Here is a 16783-nt window from a genome sequence, read left to right as displayed (position 1 = left end):
CCGATCGCTGGCAAGCCAGCTCCTACAGGTTTGGCGGTGATCTCGATTATTTGTAGGAGCCGGCTTGCTGGCGATGGCGTCGGTGAGGTCGGCGCTTGGCTTGAGGGCCTATCGCTGGCAAGCCAGCTCCTACAGGGGCGATGGCGGCGCCTATTCCTGCGAGCCGCTACTCACTTTTCCTCCCACATCCTGGTCAAAGAACTGCGGGATCTCATGCTGGTAACTTTTCAGCCAGCGCTGCATCGCCAGTTCGCGCTCGGTGGCGCTGGCGGTTTGCGGTTTTGTGGAGGCGGCTGCGTTGCTGCTTTGCAGTTGCAGCCAGCCTTCGGTTTCCTGTTGTTGTGGCGAGGCGGGGCCGGCGTCGATGGCGTGGGCGGCAAGGGGCAGGGCCAGCACGCCGAGGCAGTAAAGGGTGGTCGGTTTCATCGGGGGGCTCCCTACTGAACGGCGGCGACTTGTGCGGCGACGGTCGGACCGGACCTGCCGGGGGACTTGAGTTTCTCCGCGCGGGCCTGGGCCTGGGTGACTTGTGCCGGTTTCAGGCCAAGGCGGCTGACCAGTTCGGCGGCGCGGTTCCAATCGTCCTGGTAGATCAACAGGGTCACCAGGTTCACCGCAGCCAATTGATCGCTCTGCTTGAGCTCGATGGCCGTGAGGAATTCGAATTTGGCGTCTTCGATGCGCAATTGATTGAGGTACACCACGCCCAGGTCGTTGCGGATTTTTTCGTCGGTGGGCGCCAGGCGTGCGGCCCGTTGCAGGTGCGCCTGGGCCAGGCCATGGTCGCCCCGGGCGGCGGCGAGTTGACCGAGGCCGTGTTCTGCTTCGGCGGCCATGCAGCCGCCGAGCAGGCTGCGGTACAGCGGCTCGGCTTCACTGCGATCCAGCAGTCGATACACCTTGGCCTTGCGCAGGCGCACATCGGCGAGATTGTCCGGCAGGCTCTGCAGGTTGGCGAGGCTGGCGTGCAGCTTGCCGTCATTGGCCATGTCATCGGCCAGGTTCAGTGACAGCTGTTGTTCGGCGTTTAATTTGGCGCAACTGGCGGTGCCGGTCATGGCACTCCAGGGTGCCGGTCCGTTGCTCGCGCAACCCCCCAGCATCAGCAGACTCAAACCGGCAATCAATGCTTTCATCACGATTCCCCTAGGAAGCAAAAGCCCGGGCGAGGGCGGTGAAGCCCGGGCCGGCCAGTACGATCAACAACGCCGGGAAGAGGAACAACATCATCACGACGGACATTTTCGCGGACATCTTGGAGATGTATTCCTGCAGGCGTGACAGACGCTTGTCATCGAGCAACAGTTTGAGCGCCAGCAGGGATTTCATCGCGCCACCGCCCTGATGGATCAGCTGTTGCAGGATCACGCAGGTGTCAGTGAATTCATCGACCGCCAGCAAGCGGGTGGCCTTGTTCAGTTCTTCGCCCAGCTCCAGGCCCGAGTCGACGCGTGCCAGCACCAGGCGCAGTTCGTGGGTCAGCGTGGGCATCAGCAGCTTGCCTTCATTGCTCAACACGCGCAGCGATTGCTCCACGGCCATGCCCGATTCGAACAGGATGCGCAGCAACGGAATGAAGGTGGAAATCTCGACCGCCAGTTTCTTTTGCCGATGGTGCGCGGCGGCGGCCAGCAGGCGCTTGGGCAGCAGGTAACCGATGCCCAGGGCGAACGCCGGGACCAGCCACGGGCGAGTGACCTCGGGGAAGAACAGGCCCTGCACCAGCGCACTCAACGCCAGCGCCAGTACCGGGACACCCACCTGGAAGGCGGCGAACAAAGCCCGTTGCCGCGCGGTACGCCAGCCCAGGCAATTGAGCAGCGTCTGGGTTTCGTTGTCGAGCTTGACTGACTGCTGGCCGACACGGCTGCTGCCCAGCGCGTGCAGCCATTGGTTGAAGCGGTTTTTGCTCGGCGCTTTGCCGTCCAGGCGCTGCACCACCTGGCGGGCACGCCGACGCATTTGCACAATGACGCCGACAAACAATCCCGATGCCAGCAGGAACAGCAGCGAGCTCAGCAGCATGGACAGGTTCATAGGCTGCGCAACATCCGCCACAGCGCCACGCAGCCGAACACCTGGAGGGCAAGCGCGCCCACCAGCATCGTTTGCCCCGAGCTGTCGTTCCACATGCCCATCAGGTACTTCGGATTGGACACCAGGATGTAGCCGGCGAGTGCTACCGGCATCAGCGCCAGGACCACCGCGGTGACCCGGGTTTCGCCGGTCATGGCGCTCAACTGGCGAGCCGCCTGTTCACGTTCGCGGATGATCTTGATCAGGTTCTCCAGCAGTTCACTGGCGTTGCCGCCGTAGCGGTGGTTGACCTTCAATCCCAGGGCAAACAGGCGCAGTTCGTCCTTGTCGTAGAGTTCGGCGAAGTCCGAGGCGGCGTCCGGCAGGCTGACCCCCATGTGCACCTGGCGCTGCACGCGGCCCAAGGCATTTTTCAGCGGGTCTTCGGCGGCATCGATGGCGCCCAGCACCGCGTCGGCCAGGGTGCGCCCGGATTTCAGGCTGCGCACGCTGTGATCGAGCAGCGCTGGCAATTGTTCGATCATGCGCTTGAGCCGGCGCTGGTAACGCCAGTCGACATACAGGCGCAGCAGCAGGGGCGGCACCAGTAACAGGGCGAACAAACCCAGCCAGCCGCCAGCGATGAAACCGAGCAGGACACTCAAGCCCCACAGCGTCAGCCACACACCCAGACGTTCAGTGGGTCGCCCGAGGCCGGCGCGCAAAAAGGCCCGATCCAGCCCCGTCCAGGATGTTTTCTGCACCACCCGCTCCGGTTGCCCCTGGCTCAGGCGCTCCAGCACGCGCCGGGTGCCGGGCTCACGCAAACCGCGGCTGAGCAAGCGCAACGACAGCCCCAGCAACGCCAGGCAAACGAGGATGAGCAGCAGCGGTTTGAGCATGCCGTGACCTTCAATATACCGAGGGAGAGAGCGCCGATTCGCGGCGCAGTTTGTCACCGGCGGGGTTGAGGGCTTCGCGCATGAAACCGAAGCCGCTGCGGCGATCGAGGCGAAACAGCGTATTGGTGACATACACGTCTTCGCGGATGCCGATCACCTCGACCACTTCGCTGACGCAGCGCCGGCCATCGGGCATGCGCGTCAACTGGATCACCACGTCCAGCGCCGCGCAGATCATCTGGCGCAAAGTCCTTTCGGCAATGCTGCGGCCGGTCAGGCCGACCAGGGTTTCCAGGCGCAACAAGGCATCCTGCGCGTTGTTGGCGTGCACGGTGCTCATGGACCCGTCGTGACCGGTGTTCATGGCGGTCAGTACGTCGACCACTTCGACGCCACGGATTTCGCCGAGGATGATCCGGTCCGGGCGCATCCGCAGGGCGTTGCGAATCAGGTCGCTGGCTTTTACCTCGCCATGGCCTTCGGCATTCGGCGGCCGGGTTTCCAGGCGCACCACGTGAGGGTGGCCCAGTTGCAGTTCGGCGACGTCTTCGATGGTCACCAGGCGTTGGTGGGGATCGATCAACTGGCTGAGGATGTTCAGCAGCGTGGTCTTGCCGGTGCCGGTGCCGCCGCTGATGAGGATGTTGCAGCGCTTGCCCACGGCGTCTTGAAGAAATTCGTAGATCGCCTGGTCGATGGTCTGCATGGCCATCAGGTCGGTGCTGTTGAGCATGTCCTGGCGGAATTTTCGAATCGACAGGCAGGGGCCGTCGAGCGCGATCGGGGGAATGATCGCGTTGACCCGGCTGCCGTCCGGCAGGCGCGCGTCGACCATCGGCGAAGACTCATCGAGCCGCCGGCCCAAGGGCGCGAGGATGCGCTGGATGACACGCTCGACATGGTGTGCATCGATGAATCGCAGGTCGCTCAGGTGCAGGACACCATCGCGCTCGATGAACACGCGGTGCGGGCCGTTGACCAGGATTTCGGTCACTGCCGAATCCCGCAGCAGCACTTCAAGAGGCCCGAAACCTGTGAGCTCGTCGACGATCTCCTCGGCCAGGCGCTCCATCTCGTAGCGCGAAATCGCCAAGTGCAGGCGCGCGATGTATTCGGCCACCTTGTCGATGACGAACTGCGCCAGCACCTGGCGCGAGCCTTCAAGCAGGTTTTTCCCGGACTCCTCGATGGCATCGATGATGTAGCGGTGCAGCACCAGTTTCAGGCCTTCGTGGTCGGTATTGCCGGCCACCCCGCGGTGTGTCGCGCCGAACAGTTTTTCGCCGCTCATGGCGTACCTCTCAAACGGCTGAACCAGGACTTGGGTTTGGCCAGGCTTTCGGAGCGCTTGGCCAGGCGTTCGCCGAGGTTGCGCAGGCTTTGGGTGAGCACTTCCCGCGGGGCCAGTTCGAACAGGGTCACGCCCTGGTTCTTGGCGTTCAAGCGCACTTCGGGGCTGTAGGCGAGCGTGGCGATGACCTCCATGCCGAAGCTTTTGCCCAAGGCCTCGGAGTCCGGCGCGACGCTGCGCAGGTAGCGATCCACCAGCAGTTTGGCGTGGTCGAGCTTCATGCCTTTTTCGCGCCAAAGGTTCAGTACCGCCAGGTTGCGGCGGCAGTCGAGCACGTTCTGGTCGGTGTACCACAGCAGCTTGTCGCAATGGCTGACAAAGGTGCGCAGGGCTTCGCTGTCGGGCTGGCCGGTGACGTTCACCACGATGTGCTGGAAGTGCTGGCGCAGGGCGCTGAGCAGCATGTACAACTCGGCGGCGCTGGTGTGTTCCAGCGGTTCATCGTGGGTCGCGTAGGCGAGTATCCGCACCCCGGCTTCGCAACGGGTGAAGGCGCTGTCGATCAGGGTTGCGTCGAGGCGGCGCAAGTTGCGCAGCGCATCACCGAAATGAAACGAACTCTCCAGGCCGAGCAGGGCCAGGCTGTCACCGCGCGGCAGACCGAGGTCGAGCAGCAGCGTTTGCTGACCGCTTTTTTGCACCACTTGCGCCATGTGGTTGGCCAGCAGCGCGCCGTCGGCGTTGCTCTGCACGCCGTACAGCACGGTCAGGCCGCCCAGGTGAGTGTTCGGCACTACAGGCGGCAGGCGTTTACTCTGGCGCCGCACCAGCCCGGCGACTTCACTGGAGCGCGAGCCATACGCCACGAAATCCCGGGCCCCGGCGCGCATGGCGTTGAGCACCAACTGGTTGTCCATGCCGTCGCCCAGCGCAACGATCGCCAACCGCGGCTTGGCTTCCAGGGCGCCTTCGATCAGGGCGCACTGGGCCACCACGTGTTCACGGTCCAGACCCACGAACACCAGGCTGGCCAGGGTCACGTCCACCAGCGCCAACAGTTCGTCGAGGCTGCCGCCACCGGCACTGACCACCTGGCCCAAGGGGGCGAGAGCGCCTTGCAGCCATTCCAGGTCCGTGCTGTTGCGCGTGATCGCCAGGAAGGTCTGACTCAGGTTCTGGCTCATTGCGATAGCCCGCTGCGTTTATCGAAGTCGCCGTTTTCGAGGAAGTACATGCGATACCAGTTGGGGTCGTAATTGCGCAGTTTTTCCCCGGGCAGCGACGGCAGTTGCGCATTGGCCGCCAGCGGCTGCACCAGGTGTGGCGTGACGATCATCAGCAACTCGCGTTCTTCGCGATTGATCGAGGAGCTGCGAAAGAATGCGCCGAGAATCGGGATATCGCCCAGCCCCGGAAACTTGTCCACCTGCGAGGTGTTTTGCGTGCTGATCAGGCCGCTGATGACGAAGCTTTCGCCATCGGCCAGGGAGATGCTGGTATCGGTGCGGCGAATGGTGAACGCCGGCACGGTGGTGCCGCCGATGGTCACGGCGTTGTTGTAATCCAGTTCGCTGACCTCGGGAGCAACCTTGAGGGCGATCTGGTCGTTGCTGACCACCGTCGGCGTGAGCGTCAGGCGGATGCCGAATTCCTTGTATTCGATGGAGTAGCTGTTGCTGTTGGCGCTGGGGATCGGGATCGGGATTTCACCGCCCGCCAGGAAGCTTGCGCTTTGGCCGCTGATCGCCACCAGGCTCGGGCGTGCCAGGGTGTAGGCAAAGCCACTGCTTTCCATGGCGTTGATGATGGCCAGGAAGTTGCCGCCGCCGGCGACGATGTTGAACATGTCGTTGGCCAACGGAATGCTCGGCACGGCAATCCGCGGATCCAGGTTGCGCAACGGAAACACCCGCGGCGTCACCGCCGTGTTGGGGACGGTACCGGGGGAACCGAACAGGAAATTCGAGTTTTTGCCGTAGATCGAGGTACTGGCTTCCTTGAGCTTGGTGCGACTGACTTCGACGAAGCGGATGTCGGTCTGCACTTGCGATGGCAGCAACCCATCATCGGACGGTGACTGCCTGGCACTGGTCATGGCCGCCGTCGCGCGGCCCTGAACGAATACCATGCTTTGCCGCGGCGCACTGGCACAGGCGGTCCAGACCATCAGGCTGGTGGCGCCGGCGCCCATGCCGGTGAGCAGGAACGCCTGGTTGCCATTGACTCGCACGTCGGCGATCTTCGGGTCGCCCACCGCGATCCGGGTGATCGCCACCGGCGATTGCACTTCCTGTTGCAGGCCTTCGCCCACTTCCAGTACCGCTGGCAGCGGGCCCAGCGCTGCGCAACTGCCGGTAGCTGCCAGTGCTGCCGTTACCGGCATGCCGCTGAGCAAGGTGGCGCAGATCAAGCCGTTGAACAACGGCATAATACGTCTGTGCATTAAAGCGGTTCCTTGCACGATTCAGGGGGTCTTTTGCGTTTCGTTGCCGCGGATGACTTCCACACCGGAGCGGCGCGGTGCGCCTGCGCTACTGGCGATTACAGGTTTGGGCGGTGCGGTCATGGCCAGTTGGTTGAACTGGATCAGGTCGCGATTGGCATTGGCGATGTTGGCCGCAGAATCTTTTTCACCGGCCCAGTAACGCGCCAGGCGTTTTTCCTCGGCGCTGCGCACGGCCAGGCGCAAAACGCCGGCCTGCGAGGCGAGCATCAAGCGGCTCAACAGTGGTTCGGGGACGGCGAGCAGCACGGTGCGGGCGCTGGCGCGTTGTTGCTCCTGGCGGAGCTTTTCATCGTTGCCCTGGGCCGGGCTGGACGGATGGCCGTCGTTGGTCAGGCCCAATTGCTCGCCCACCCCCAATACGCGCAAGGCCGGAATGGCGAGCTGGGCCGAGGGCTGAAGGTTGAGGTTGTCCGAGCGCAAGAACAGCAGCACATCGACATAGTCCCCCGGTGTCAATTGCCCCCCGGCATTGATCACTTCATCCACGGCAACAGCGAGTGCGCGCTCGTCGGGACGGATCATCCGCGCCAGCTTGCCGCCGGCTTCAAAACTCTCGTCATTGAGCCAGCTGCCGGCGGGCAGGGCGCGCCAGGGCGTACGGCCAATGGCTTGATCGAGACGGGTCAGGCTGCCGGCCGGAACGGTGCGTAGTTTTTCCAAGGCAATGTCGGCGGCGGTGATCTGCACGAACGGTGGGATGTCATGCAACAACACCACGATCGGTTGACGGGTGTCTTCTTCTGGCTGGGGAACAACTGCTGGAGTGGCGGTGGTCGCAGGTGAAATCTCGGTTTGCGCAACAGGGGCGGCGGCCGGCTGACGGGTCAAGGTAAAGCCCCAATAACCGGCGATGACTGCGCCCGCCAGGGACAGGCCGGCCAGGCCTAGGATGACACGACTGTTCATGACGGCGCTTCCTTTCCTGGTGCATCTTTCCTGCTGCTCAAAGAACTCGTTTGCGCAACGAGACAACTTCGCAATCAGGCAGCTATGAACATGGAACTATTTGGCTATTTGAAGGTAGCGCAGCTAGAGCAAAACGCCATTACCCAAGGGGCAAAAATCCAACAAAAGTTAATGGTTCAGAGCAAATACAGGGTTTTTTGACGTCAACGAAACGGTTAATACTTTGGTGTTAATGCGTTCTTACAGTTGTTTGGCGGGGAAATGCCGACAATGCTGATGCTGGCACAGGGGAATCATGTTGCGTCCGTGCAACACCCGCAGCCCTCAGGAGAACTTCATGTCTTTCGCCAAGCTGGTTCAGAAGGTCAAATCCGAAATCGCTTTTTACACGGGACTGGCCAAGGATACCGAGGGGGCGTCGGGTATCGAGTACGCCATCGTAGCCGCCATGGTCGCGGTGGTGATTGCCGGGCTCAGCGGCGGCATCGGGACTGACTTGACCACGATGTTCACCAGCATCAAAAACGCCTTGTGAGTGACTATCTGAGTTCGCACCGGCAATTTGCCAATGCAACGAGTGGGTTCTAATGTCAGCGCTTAGTCTATTCCAGGTGTTGCCCATGAACGCCCCCGCCCTGCCGCGCCAACAACTGCTTCTGGTCGATGACGAGGAGGATGCGTTGCTTGAGTTGGCGGAGTTGCTGGAGGGCGAGGGGTTCAATTGTTTCACTGCGACGTCGGTCAAGCTGGCGCTGCAGCATCTGACACGCCATCCGGATATCGCTCTGGTCATTACCGACCTGCGCATGCCGGAGGAGAGCGGCATGTCGTTGATCAAGCGCTTGCGCGAGCACACGGCGCGCCAGCATTTGCCGGTGATCGTGATGTCCGGGCATGCGGACATGGAAAGTGTCAGCGACATGTTGCGTTTGCAGGTGCTGGACCTGTTTCGCAAGCCGATCTATCACGTGCGGTTGCTGGAGACCCTGAATAACCTGTTCCCGCAGCCGTTGGGGGAGTTGGCCAATCGTTGAAGCAGGTGAGGGCCTTGTAGGAGCCCGGCTTGCCGGCGAAGGCGCCCGAAAGACCGACGCAAGGTTCAAGAACGCCTTCGCCGGCAAGCCGGCTCCTACAAGGTGTATGTCATACGATTCGCGTCAGGCGATGGGCCGCCAATGGCCCACCATGTGCTCCAGATCACCAGCTCCGATCAGTTGCAAATCCCCACTGGAGCCCGCAGCGCTGGCCAGCAATGTCACCTCGCTGGGCAGGCGCACCGGCTTCTTGAATTGCACCGCAATCTTGATGTTCGCCGCCGGCAGATGCTCGGCAAGCGCGGCCAGGGTGCGGGCCTTGTTCCATAGGCCATGGGCAATCGCCGTTGGAAAGCCAAACATTTTGGCGCTCAGCGCACTCAAGTGAATCGGGTTGTAGTCGCCGGATACCTTGGCGTATCGCCGGCCGATGTCTGTGGGCACGTTCCATTGGGCGACTTGCGTCAGGGGCAGCGTCGGGGCCAACTCCTCTTCGACGGGCTCGCCCTCAAGCTTCACCCCTCGGCACAGCATCTGGCTTTGCGCCTCCCAGAGCGGTCCCAGTTGATCATCCAGCGTCGTCACCAGATCGAAGGTCGCCCCCTTCGCATGGGGTTGCAGGTTCTCCACGCACACGCTGGCCCGCACTCGATGGACGCCGCCCATGGGGCGCAGCACGCGGATGCGGTTGCTCAGGTGAATCAGCCCCAGCAGCGGGAACGGAAAGTCCCGGGCGGTGAGCAATTGCATCTGCAAGGCGAATGCGAGGATATGCGGATAGGTAGGTGGCAGCAGGCCGTTGTCGGCGAAGCCGCAGACTTTGCGATAGGCCGCCAGGCGCTGCGGGTCGACATCGAGCCAGCAGCGCAGACCCGAATGGGGCAGGGTGGTGCCGGTGATCTTGCGCCGCGTTGCCGCATGCACATAGAGCCCCGACAGGCTGGGTTCGCGATTGAGTGTGTGCCAGTCGATGATCATGCCTAGGCCCCCAGAACGCTTTGCCCGCAGACACGCAGTGCCTGGCCGGTGAACGCGCCGGTGCCCGGTTGCGCGAGCCAGGCCACCGCTTCGGCGACGTCCTGCGGCAGACCGCCCTGGCCCAACGAGCTCATGCGCCGTCCGGCTTCGCGCAGGCCGAATGGAATGTGCGCGGTCATCTGGGTTTCGATAAAACCCGGCGCCACGGCATTGATGCTGATGCCCCGCTCATGCAATAGCGGCGCCCAGGCTTGCGCCAGGCCAATCAGGCCAGCCTTGCTCGCCGCATAGTTGGTTTGCCCGCGATTGCCGGCGATGCCGCTGATCGACGCCAGCAGGATCACCCGGCCATTGTCGCGCAGGGTGCCGCTGTCGAGCAGGGCCTTGGTCAGCACTTGCGGAGCGTTGAGGTTGACGGCCAGTACCGCGTCCCAGAATTCCGGGGTCATGTTGGCCAGGGTCTTGTCCCGGGTGATGCCGGCGTTGTGCACCACGATGTCGATGCCGTCGGGCAACTGTTCGACCAGTTCCGTGGCGGCGTTCTCGGCACAGATGTCGATGGTGATGCCACGCCCGCCGAGGCGTGCGGCGAGGGCGTCGAGGTCGCTCCTGACCGGGGGGACGTCGAGCAGGATGACCTCCGCACCGTCACGGGCCAGGGTTTCGGCGATGGCGGCGCCGATACCGCGCGCCGCACCGGTGACCAGTGCCTTGCGCCCGGCCAGCGGGCGAGTCCAGTCCATTACCTGGGTGTCGCAGGCAGTCAGGTTGATGACTTGCCCGGACACGAAGGCGCTTTTCGGCGAGAGGAAAAACCGCAGCGGTCCCTCCAGTTGATCCTCGGCGCCTTCGCCAACATGGATCAGCTGCAAGGTGCCACCGCTGCGCAGTTCCTTCGCCAGCGAGCGGCTGAAGCCTTCGAGGGCGCGCTGGGTACTGGCGGCGAATGGGTCGCTCAACGACTGCGGGTCACGTCCCAGGATCACCATGTGGGCACTGTGGTCGAGATTTTTTATCAGGGGCTGGAAGAACTCGCGTAGTTGCTTGAGCTGGCCGACCTGCACCAGATCACTGGCATCGAACACCACGGCCTTGAGTTTCGGACCGTGTCCGGGAATCCACGCGGTCGCCATCGAGGGCTCGGTGCCGTAGGTGTAGATCGCGTCCGTCAGGCGGTTGGCGAAGGTGTTGACCTTCTCCGCCAGCGGTCCGCCGCCAATCAGCAAGGCGCCTTCCACAGGGCGCAATCGGCCCGCTTGCCAGCGTTCCAGGCGTACCGGCGAAGGCAGGCCCATGGCCCCGACCAGACGATGGCCGATGGACGAATTGGCGAAGTCGATATAGCGGTCGGACATGGAACGCGCTCCAGCAGATGAGGTTCAAAGTGTGGACCATGAATGGCAATCAGTCGTTCGATTTGCCAGATTCGGCCTACGCTTGCGGGTAATGGCCTTCACAGAATAGGAAGCTTTTCATGACTCAGCTGCGCCGCGTCGCGATCATCGGCGGTAATCGGATACCCTTCGCTCGCTCCAACGGACCCTATTCCACCGCCAGTAACCAGGCCATGCTCACGGCTGCACTCGAAGGCCTGATCGAACGCTACAACCTGCATGGACTGCGCCTTGGCGAAGTGGTGACGGGGGCGGTGCTCAAGTTGCCACGGGACATGGCCCTGACACGCGAGTGCGTGCTCGGTTCGCGGCTGTCGCCCGCTACCCCCGCCTACGACATCCAGCAGGCTTGCGGTACAGGGCTGGAAGCGGCGCTGCTGGTGGCGAACAAAATTGCCCTCGGCCAGATCGACTGCGGCATTGCCGGTGGCGTCGACACCACCTCGGACGCGCCAATCAGTGTCAACGAGGGGTTGCGCAAGATTTTGCTGCAGGCCTATCGCGCCAGCACCACCGCGGAAAAACTCAAACCCTTCCTGCAGCTGCGCCCCCGGCACCTGATACCCGAGTTCCCGCGCAATGGCGAGCCGCGCACCGGTATGTCCATGGGCGAGCATTGCGAGTTGATGGCGCAGGCCTGGAACATTCCCCGTGAAGAGCAGGATCAGCTGACGCTGCTGAGCCATCAGAACCTGGATGCGTCCTACGCCGAAGGGTGGCAGAACGATTTGATGACGCCGTTTCTCGGCCTCACCCGCGACAACAATTTGCGCCCGGACCTGACCCTGGAAAAGCTCGCCTCGCTCAAGACCGTTTTCGACAAAAGCGCAAAAGGCACCCTGACCCCCGGCAATTCCACGCCGCTGACCGATGGCGCATCCTTGGTGCTGCTGGGCAGTGAGGCATGGGCGAAGGAACGTGGTCTACCGATTCTCGCCTACTTGCGTGACGGCGAAACCGCCGCGGTGGATTTCGTCCATGGCGCCGAGGGCCTGTTGATGGCACCGGTGTATGCCGTGCCGCGCCTGCTGGCGCGCAATGGCCTGACCCTGCAGGACTTCGATTACTACGAGATCCACGAAGCCTTTGCTGCCCAGGTGCTTTGCACCTTGAAGGCGTGGGAAGACCCCGAGTACTGCAAAAGCCGCTTGGGCCTCGAAGCACCGCTGGGGTCCATCGACCGCAGCAAGCTCAATGTCAAAGGCAGCTCACTGGCGGCCGGGCACCCGTTTGCGGCCACGGGTGGGCGCATCCTCGCCAATATGGCCAAGTTGCTTGATGCGGCGGGGAAGGGGCGTGGCCTTATCTCCATTTGCGCCGCAGGCGGTCAGGGGGTAACCGCCATCATCGAGCGATAGGGGCGTCCGGTATTGAATGGATGCGTGACATGGCCTAACGTCGGCCCATCAGCCGTCTCGCAACACAAGGCCAGGTTATGCCGACTAACGGACAGGTTTCCCTCGAACGCAGCATTCCGCCCCTCATCACGCTGCCGCGTCCGTTGTATGCCCGGGTGGAAAGCCTCAATGCCGGGTCATGGACGCCATCCCATCGCCACGACTGGGTGCAGTTTTCCTATGCCATCAGTGGCGTGCTCGGCGTGCACACCGCCGAGGGCAGTTTCTTCGCGCCGCCGCAATGGGGCATCTGGATTCCGGCCGATCTGGATCACCAGGTCGTGACCTCGATGCGCGCCGAGATGCGCAGCCTGTATGTGCGTCGCGAGGATTGCCAGTGGGCGGACGGGCGTTGCCGGGTGCTGGAAGTGACGCCGCTGGCCCGGGAGCTGATCAAGAGTTTTTGCCTGCTGCCAGTGGAATATCCACAGGGTGACAGCCCGCAGGCGCGGTTGGTGAGTGTGCTGCTCGATCAGTTGGCGACTTTGCCGGAAGTCGGGTTTTCCCTGCCATTGCCCCGCCATGAACGGTTGCTGGGGTTGTGCAATGAGCTGATCGAAAATCCCGAGAGCAATGTGACCCTGCACCAATGGGCCGAACGCCTGGGCGCGTCGGAGAAAACCCTGATGCGTTTGTTTCAGCGTGAAACCGGGTTGAGTTTTCGCGGCTGGCGCCAGCGTATGCGCTTGCTGTCGTCGCTGAGTCTGCTGGAGGAGGGCGACAGCGTGACCAATGCCGCGCTGGCCTGTGGGTATGACTCGACGTCGGCGTTTATTGCGGCGTTCAAGAGCCTGTTCGGGTTTACCCCGGGGGAGTTGTTCAGGCAGTGATGGCCCCATCGCGAGCAAGCCAGCTCCTTGTAGGAGCTGGCTTGCCAGCGAATGACCACGCCGCGGTCACCGGTCAGGTACGGAACCTTCGCACCAACCCATCCAGCTCATTCGACAACCCGGCCAGGCTCTGGGAATCCAGGCGCGCCGAGTTCGCCAGTTCGGCCACCAATTGCGCGTCGCCATGGATCTGGCTGATGTGCCGGTTGATGTCTTCGGCCACTTGATGCTGTTGTTCCGCCGCTGTGGCAATCTGGGTGTTCATGTCGCGGATGACGTCCACCGACTCGCGGATCTGCCCGAAACTGTTGCGCGCTTCACCGATGCGCGTCACCGATTGCTGGGACACCTCCAGGCTCGCGTGCATCTGCTGGGTCACCTGGCTGGTGCGCTTGGCCAGGTTGCCCAGCAGTCCGTCGATTTCCGCCGTGGAGTCGGCCGTGCGCTTGGCCAGCGCCCGCACTTCATCGGCCACCACGGCAAAACCACGGCCCTGCTCACCGGCCCGCGCCGCTTCAATGGCCGCGTTCAGCGCCAGCAGATTGGTTTGCTCGGCGATCGAACGAATGGTCCCGAGGATCGACTGGATATCATTGCTGTCGCGTTCCAGCTGTTGCATCGACTGGGCCGACTGCTCGATTTCCTGGCTCAGGCGATCGACGCTGCTCACGGCCGCGTCAATTTGTTGCTGACCTTCACGGGCCTGGCGCTGGCCACTGTCGGCGGACTCGGCCGCCTGGCTGCAAGAGCGCGCCACTTCGTTGGCGGTGGCGACCATTTCGTGAAATGCCGTGGACACCATGTCCACCGCTTCGCGCTGGCGTCCAGCGGCTTCAGCCATGTCGCTGGAGACTTGGGTCGAGCTCCTGGAGGTGGCCAGGATCTTGGTCGCGGCGCCACCAATGCTTTGTATCAGGTTGCGAATCGCGGTCAGGAACTGGTTGAACCAGTTGGCCAGTTGCGCGGTTTCGTCGCTGCCACGGATTTGCAGGTTCTTGGTCAGGTCGCCTTCACCCTGGGCGATGCCTTCCAGGCCGTCGGCCACGCTGCGGATCGGCCGCACGATAACGCTGGCGAAACTGGCGCCGACGATGGCGAAGACAACGGCCAGTACCGCAGCGATGATGGCGATCAACCAGGTCAGCTGGGTCGCGGTGCTCATCACGTCGCTCTGCTTGATCAGGCCGATGAAGGTCCAGCCCAGTTGCTCGGACGGCCAGACGTTGGCCATGTAGCGTTCGCCGTTGAGCTCGACTTCAACCAGGCCCTTGCCAGCCTTGGCCAGTTGCGCATAACCCTCGCCGAGGCTGCTCAAGGCCTTGAAGTTGTGTTCCGGTTGCTTCGGATCGACCAGCACGGTACCGGTGTTTTCCAGCAGCATCAGGTAGCCGCTTTCGCCGAGCTTGATCTGTTTGACCAGTTCGGTGAGCTGCTTGAGCGACACGTCGATGCTGACCACACCACCGTTGGTGCCCAGCTTGTTGTCGATGGTGCGCACAGTGCTGACGTAGGACGTATCGTTTTCGGCCCAGTAATAGGCCTCGGTACGCAACGGCTTGCCCGGTTTCGCCTGGGCCGCCTTGTACCACGGACGCTGGCGCGGGTCGTAGTTGGCCAGCTTGGCGTCGTCCGGCCACGAAACATAACCACCGGCGGCGGTGCCGAGGATGGCGTAGGCGTAGGATGGATGGGCGTTGCCCAGATCCTGCAGGAAGCCAAAGACTTTTTTGTCCATCTCGCCCTGTGGAATGCTGGCGGCGTTGGCGTTCATGTAGGTCTTGAGGCTGTCGTCGGAGTTGGTGATCAGCGGTTGTTTGGCCAGGTACTCGACGTTCTGGCTGATGCCGTCGAAGAACAGTTGCATGGCATTGCTGACCTGACGGATTTCGCGACCACTGCTGTCGACGAATCCTTCCCTGGCATCACTGCGCAGGTTCAGCACGACGAGGGTGGCGACCAGTACCACCGGCAAGCAGGCGATGATTGCAAACGCCCAGGTCAGTTTCTGTTTGATGTTCATCCGCGCTCCAGATTTTCTTGTAGGCCCACGCAGTGCAGATGACTCGCGGTTTATTGGCAGCCGTAAACGTTGTCGATCAACCCAGGTCCGTGAGTGCGGTATCGTTGTTGTCAGGGAAACGATTGTCGGACAAATCACTTTGTCACTAAGGACTTCGGCTGTTGTCTGCGGAAATTGAGGGCTGTCCGGAAAAATCCCGCGAACGGTAGTGCCGGGGTGTCGGTTTCTGTCACAAATGCCCATGCAGCCCCGGACAACAAGCGCTTCAGGCTCGACTATGATCCAGAAGACCGGTGATGAACTGCAGGTTTTTGCGAGTAAATCGGCACATTGTGTGCATCTGCATGGTTCATAGGTCGGCACCCCCTCCCCCGAATCGGTGGATTGCCGTATAACGAATGACTTTCGCGTGTTTGGTAATAAAGGACCCACAATAAAAGCTGATGAAGACTCCAAAACGCATTGAACCCCTGATCGAGGACGGTCTGGTCGACGAAGTGCTGCGCCCACTCATGAGTGGTAAAGAAGCAGCTGTTTATGTGGTGCGCTGCGGCAACCAGTTACGTTGCGCGAAGGTCTACAAGGAGGCGAATAAACGCAGTTTCCGGCAGGCGGCCGAGTATCAGGAAGGCCGCAAGGTGCGCAACAGCCGACAGGCCCGGGCCATGGCCAAGGGTTCCAAGTTTGGCCGCAAGGAAACCGAAGACGCTTGGCAGAACGCCGAAGTGGCGGCGCTGTTCCGCCTGGCCAATGCCGGTGTGCGGGTGCCCAAGCCGTTCGACTTCCTCGAAGGCGTGCTGCTCATGGAGTTGGTGGCCGACGAGTACGGTGATGCCGCGCCGCGTCTGAACGACGTGGTTCTGGAACCGGACCAGGCGCGTGAATATCACGCGTTCCTGATCTCGCAGATCGTGCTGATGCTGTGTACCGGTCTGGTGCACGGTGACCTGTCCGAGTTCAACGTGCTGTTGACCCCGACCGGCCCGGTGATCATCGACTTGCCGCAAGCAGTTGACGCGGCGGGCAACAACCACGCGTTCAGCATGCTGGAGCGGGACGTGGGCAACATGGCGTCCTATTTCGGACGGTTTGCACCGGAGTTGAAAAAGACCCGGTACGCCAAGGAAATGTGGGCTTTGTACGAGGCGGGCACTTTGCACCCGGCCAGCGTCCTGACCGGCGAGTTCGACGAGCCGGAAGAGCTGGCGGATGTGGGCGGCATCATGCGCGAAATCGAGGCCGCGCGCCTGGATGAAGAGCGCAAGCAAGCCGCGCGTGCGGCTGACGATGCTCCCCCCAAGCCAGCCGAAGAACCGCCTCCGCCGTGGATGCAGTGATCGGCTAAAGAAAAACCCGGCTTCGGCCGGGTTTTTTCTGGGTGAAGGGACTCAATGTTTATGGCGCCCGACGCACCGCCTTCGCGAGCAAGCCCGCTCCCACATTCGATCTGCACTGGACACAGAATTTGTGTTCGGCGACGGTCCAATGTGGGAGCGGGCTTGCTCGCGA

Annotated in this window: 16 protein-coding genes and 1 pseudogene; 5 read left to right on the top strand and 12 right to left on the bottom strand. The window is 62.4% G+C overall.

Annotated features, from left to right (window positions below; genetic code table 11):
• Positions 1–150 precede the first annotated feature (150 nt).
• Genes SOP85_RS29500 through cpaB form a run of 8 tightly spaced genes read right to left on the bottom strand, consistent with a single transcriptional unit; the run spans position 151 to position 7621 of the window.
• Positions 151–426 (bottom strand): DUF3613 domain-containing protein, encoded by a 276-nt coding sequence (locus SOP85_RS29500; RefSeq protein ID WP_323629200.1) that lies wholly within the window; start codon positions 424–426, stop codon positions 151–153.
• Positions 427–437: 11 nt separating this feature from the next.
• Positions 438–1136, bottom strand: coding sequence for a hypothetical protein (locus tag SOP85_RS29495; RefSeq protein WP_323629199.1), 699 nt, complete (start codon positions 1134–1136; stop codon positions 438–440).
• 10 nt (positions 1137–1146) lie between these two features.
• The gene (locus SOP85_RS29490) at positions 1147–2025 is read right to left on the bottom strand and encodes a type II secretion system F family protein (protein ID WP_442967955.1); all 879 of its coding nucleotides are present in this window, start codon (positions 2023–2025) and stop codon (positions 1147–1149) included.
• Positions 2026–2033: 8 nt separating this feature from the next.
• A complete protein-coding gene (locus tag SOP85_RS29485; protein ID WP_323629197.1) occupies positions 2034–2918 on the bottom strand; it encodes a type II secretion system F family protein in 885 nt (294 codons plus the stop codon).
• A 10-nt stretch (positions 2919–2928) separates the two neighbouring features.
• Positions 2929–4209: a CpaF family protein gene (locus SOP85_RS29480; protein WP_274077778.1), complete on the bottom strand. Its 1281-nt coding sequence runs from the start codon at positions 4207–4209 to the stop codon at positions 2929–2931.
• Positions 4206–5393 (bottom strand): AAA family ATPase, encoded by a 1188-nt coding sequence (locus SOP85_RS29475; protein WP_323629196.1) that lies wholly within the window; start codon positions 5391–5393, stop codon positions 4206–4208. Before SOP85_RS29475 ends, SOP85_RS29480 begins: the two co-directional genes overlap by 4 nt.
• Positions 5390–6652, bottom strand: a complete 1263-nt coding sequence (locus SOP85_RS29470) for a type II and III secretion system protein family protein (protein ID WP_323607145.1) — start codon at positions 6650–6652, stop codon at positions 5390–5392. Before SOP85_RS29470 ends, SOP85_RS29475 begins: the two co-directional genes overlap by 4 nt.
• Before the next feature lie 21 nt (positions 6653–6673).
• The gene (gene cpaB, locus SOP85_RS29465; RefSeq protein WP_323629193.1) at positions 6674–7621 is read right to left on the bottom strand and encodes a Flp pilus assembly protein CpaB; all 948 of its coding nucleotides are present in this window, start codon (positions 7619–7621) and stop codon (positions 6674–6676) included.
• A gap of 337 nt (positions 7622–7958) precedes the next feature.
• On the opposite strand from cpaB, the gene SOP85_RS29460 reads away from it, so the two are divergent.
• Both SOP85_RS29460 and SOP85_RS29455 read left to right on the top strand, forming a co-directional pair.
• On the top strand, positions 7959–8156 hold the full coding sequence (locus tag SOP85_RS29460; RefSeq protein WP_323629192.1) for a Flp family type IVb pilin: 198 nt from the start codon (positions 7959–7961) through the stop codon (positions 8154–8156).
• 85 nt (positions 8157–8241) lie between these two features.
• Complete coding sequence (locus SOP85_RS29455) at positions 8242–8655, top strand: response regulator (protein ID WP_274077773.1); 414 nt, start codon at positions 8242–8244, stop codon at positions 8653–8655.
• 123 nt (positions 8656–8778) lie between these two features.
• On the opposite strand, the gene SOP85_RS29450 is transcribed toward SOP85_RS29455, so the two are convergent.
• Both SOP85_RS29450 and SOP85_RS29445 read right to left on the bottom strand, forming a co-directional pair.
• Entirely contained in the window at positions 8779–9633 is an 855-nt protein-coding gene (locus SOP85_RS29450; protein ID WP_323629191.1) for a MaoC family dehydratase, read from the bottom strand.
• A gap of 2 nt (positions 9634–9635) precedes the next feature.
• On the bottom strand, positions 9636–10988 hold the full coding sequence (locus SOP85_RS29445) for a 3-oxoacyl-ACP reductase (protein ID WP_323629190.1): 1353 nt from the start codon (positions 10986–10988) through the stop codon (positions 9636–9638).
• Positions 10989–11107: 119 nt separating this feature from the next.
• On the opposite strand from SOP85_RS29445, the gene SOP85_RS29440 reads away from it, so the two are divergent.
• Together SOP85_RS29440 and SOP85_RS29435 are read left to right on the top strand one after the other, a co-directional pair.
• Positions 11108–12385 carry an acetyl-CoA C-acetyltransferase gene (locus SOP85_RS29440; protein WP_323629189.1) on the top strand — a complete coding sequence of 426 codons (1278 nt, stop codon included), beginning with the start codon at positions 11108–11110 and terminating at the stop codon, positions 12383–12385.
• Between the two features lie 77 nt (positions 12386–12462).
• Positions 12463–13254, top strand: coding sequence for an AraC family transcriptional regulator (locus SOP85_RS29435; RefSeq protein ID WP_323629187.1), 792 nt, complete (start codon positions 12463–12465; stop codon positions 13252–13254).
• A 73-nt stretch (positions 13255–13327) separates the two neighbouring features.
• On the opposite strand, the gene SOP85_RS31515 is transcribed toward SOP85_RS29435, so the two are convergent.
• Positions 13328–14056, bottom strand: coding sequence for a methyl-accepting chemotaxis protein (locus SOP85_RS31515; RefSeq protein WP_370628334.1), 729 nt, complete (start codon positions 14054–14056; stop codon positions 13328–13330).
• Positions 14057–14185: 129 nt separating this feature from the next.
• A pseudogene (locus tag SOP85_RS31510) lies at positions 14186–15274 on the bottom strand (cache domain-containing protein); the annotation flags it as partial.
• A gap of 443 nt (positions 15275–15717) precedes the next feature.
• On the opposite strand from SOP85_RS31510, the gene SOP85_RS29425 reads away from it, so the two are divergent.
• A complete protein-coding gene (locus SOP85_RS29425) occupies positions 15718–16611 on the top strand; it encodes a PA4780 family RIO1-like protein kinase (RefSeq protein WP_274077767.1) in 894 nt (297 codons plus the stop codon).
• Positions 16612–16783 lie beyond the last annotated feature (172 nt).

Source organism: Pseudomonas sp. YuFO20 (assembly GCF_035064975.1).
Taxonomy (GTDB): domain Bacteria; phylum Pseudomonadota; class Gammaproteobacteria; order Pseudomonadales; family Pseudomonadaceae; genus Aquipseudomonas; species Aquipseudomonas putida_AE.
Note: the sequence above shows the minus strand (reverse complement) of the source record. Positions and strands in the feature narration are given on the sequence as shown.

Bases quoted from the DNA above. Each gene is read 5' to 3' on its own strand.
- SOP85_RS29485 (WP_323629197.1), bottom strand. From the start codon at position 2,918: ATGCTCAAACCGCTGCTGCTCATCCTCGTTTGCCTGGCGTTGCTGGGG.
- SOP85_RS29500 (WP_323629200.1), bottom strand. From the start codon at position 426: ATGAAACCGACCACCCTTTACTGCCTCGGCGTGCTGGCCCTGCCCCTT.
- SOP85_RS29435 (WP_323629187.1), top strand. From the start codon at position 12,463: ATGCCGACTAACGGACAGGTTTCCCTCGAACGCAGCATTCCGCCCCTC.
- SOP85_RS29495 (WP_323629199.1), bottom strand. From the start codon at position 1,136: ATGAAAGCATTGATTGCCGGTTTGAGTCTGCTGATGCTGGGGGGTTGC.
- SOP85_RS29425 (WP_274077767.1), top strand. From the start codon at position 15,718: ATGAAGACTCCAAAACGCATTGAACCCCTGATCGAGGACGGTCTGGTC.
- SOP85_RS29460 (WP_323629192.1), top strand. From the start codon at position 7,959: ATGTCTTTCGCCAAGCTGGTTCAGAAGGTCAAATCCGAAATCGCTTTT.
- SOP85_RS29450 (WP_323629191.1), bottom strand. From the start codon at position 9,633: ATGATCATCGACTGGCACACACTCAATCGCGAACCCAGCCTGTCGGGG.
- SOP85_RS29475 (WP_323629196.1), bottom strand. From the start codon at position 5,393: ATGAGCCAGAACCTGAGTCAGACCTTCCTGGCGATCACGCGCAACAGC.
- cpaB (WP_323629193.1), bottom strand. From the start codon at position 7,621: ATGAACAGTCGTGTCATCCTAGGCCTGGCCGGCCTGTCCCTGGCGGGC.
- SOP85_RS29455 (WP_274077773.1), top strand. From the start codon at position 8,242: ATGAACGCCCCCGCCCTGCCGCGCCAACAACTGCTTCTGGTCGATGAC.
- SOP85_RS31515 (WP_370628334.1), bottom strand. From the start codon at position 14,056: ATGGTGTCCACGGCATTTCACGAAATGGTCGCCACCGCCAACGAAGTG.
- SOP85_RS29480 (WP_274077778.1), bottom strand. From the start codon at position 4,209: ATGAGCGGCGAAAAACTGTTCGGCGCGACACACCGCGGGGTGGCCGGC.
- SOP85_RS29440 (WP_323629189.1), top strand. From the start codon at position 11,108: ATGACTCAGCTGCGCCGCGTCGCGATCATCGGCGGTAATCGGATACCC.
- SOP85_RS29490 (WP_442967955.1), bottom strand. From the start codon at position 2,025: ATGCTGCTGAGCTCGCTGCTGTTCCTGCTGGCATCGGGATTGTTTGTC.
- SOP85_RS29445 (WP_323629190.1), bottom strand. From the start codon at position 10,988: ATGTCCGACCGCTATATCGACTTCGCCAATTCGTCCATCGGCCATCGT.
- SOP85_RS29470 (WP_323607145.1), bottom strand. From the start codon at position 6,652: ATGCACAGACGTATTATGCCGTTGTTCAACGGCTTGATCTGCGCCACC.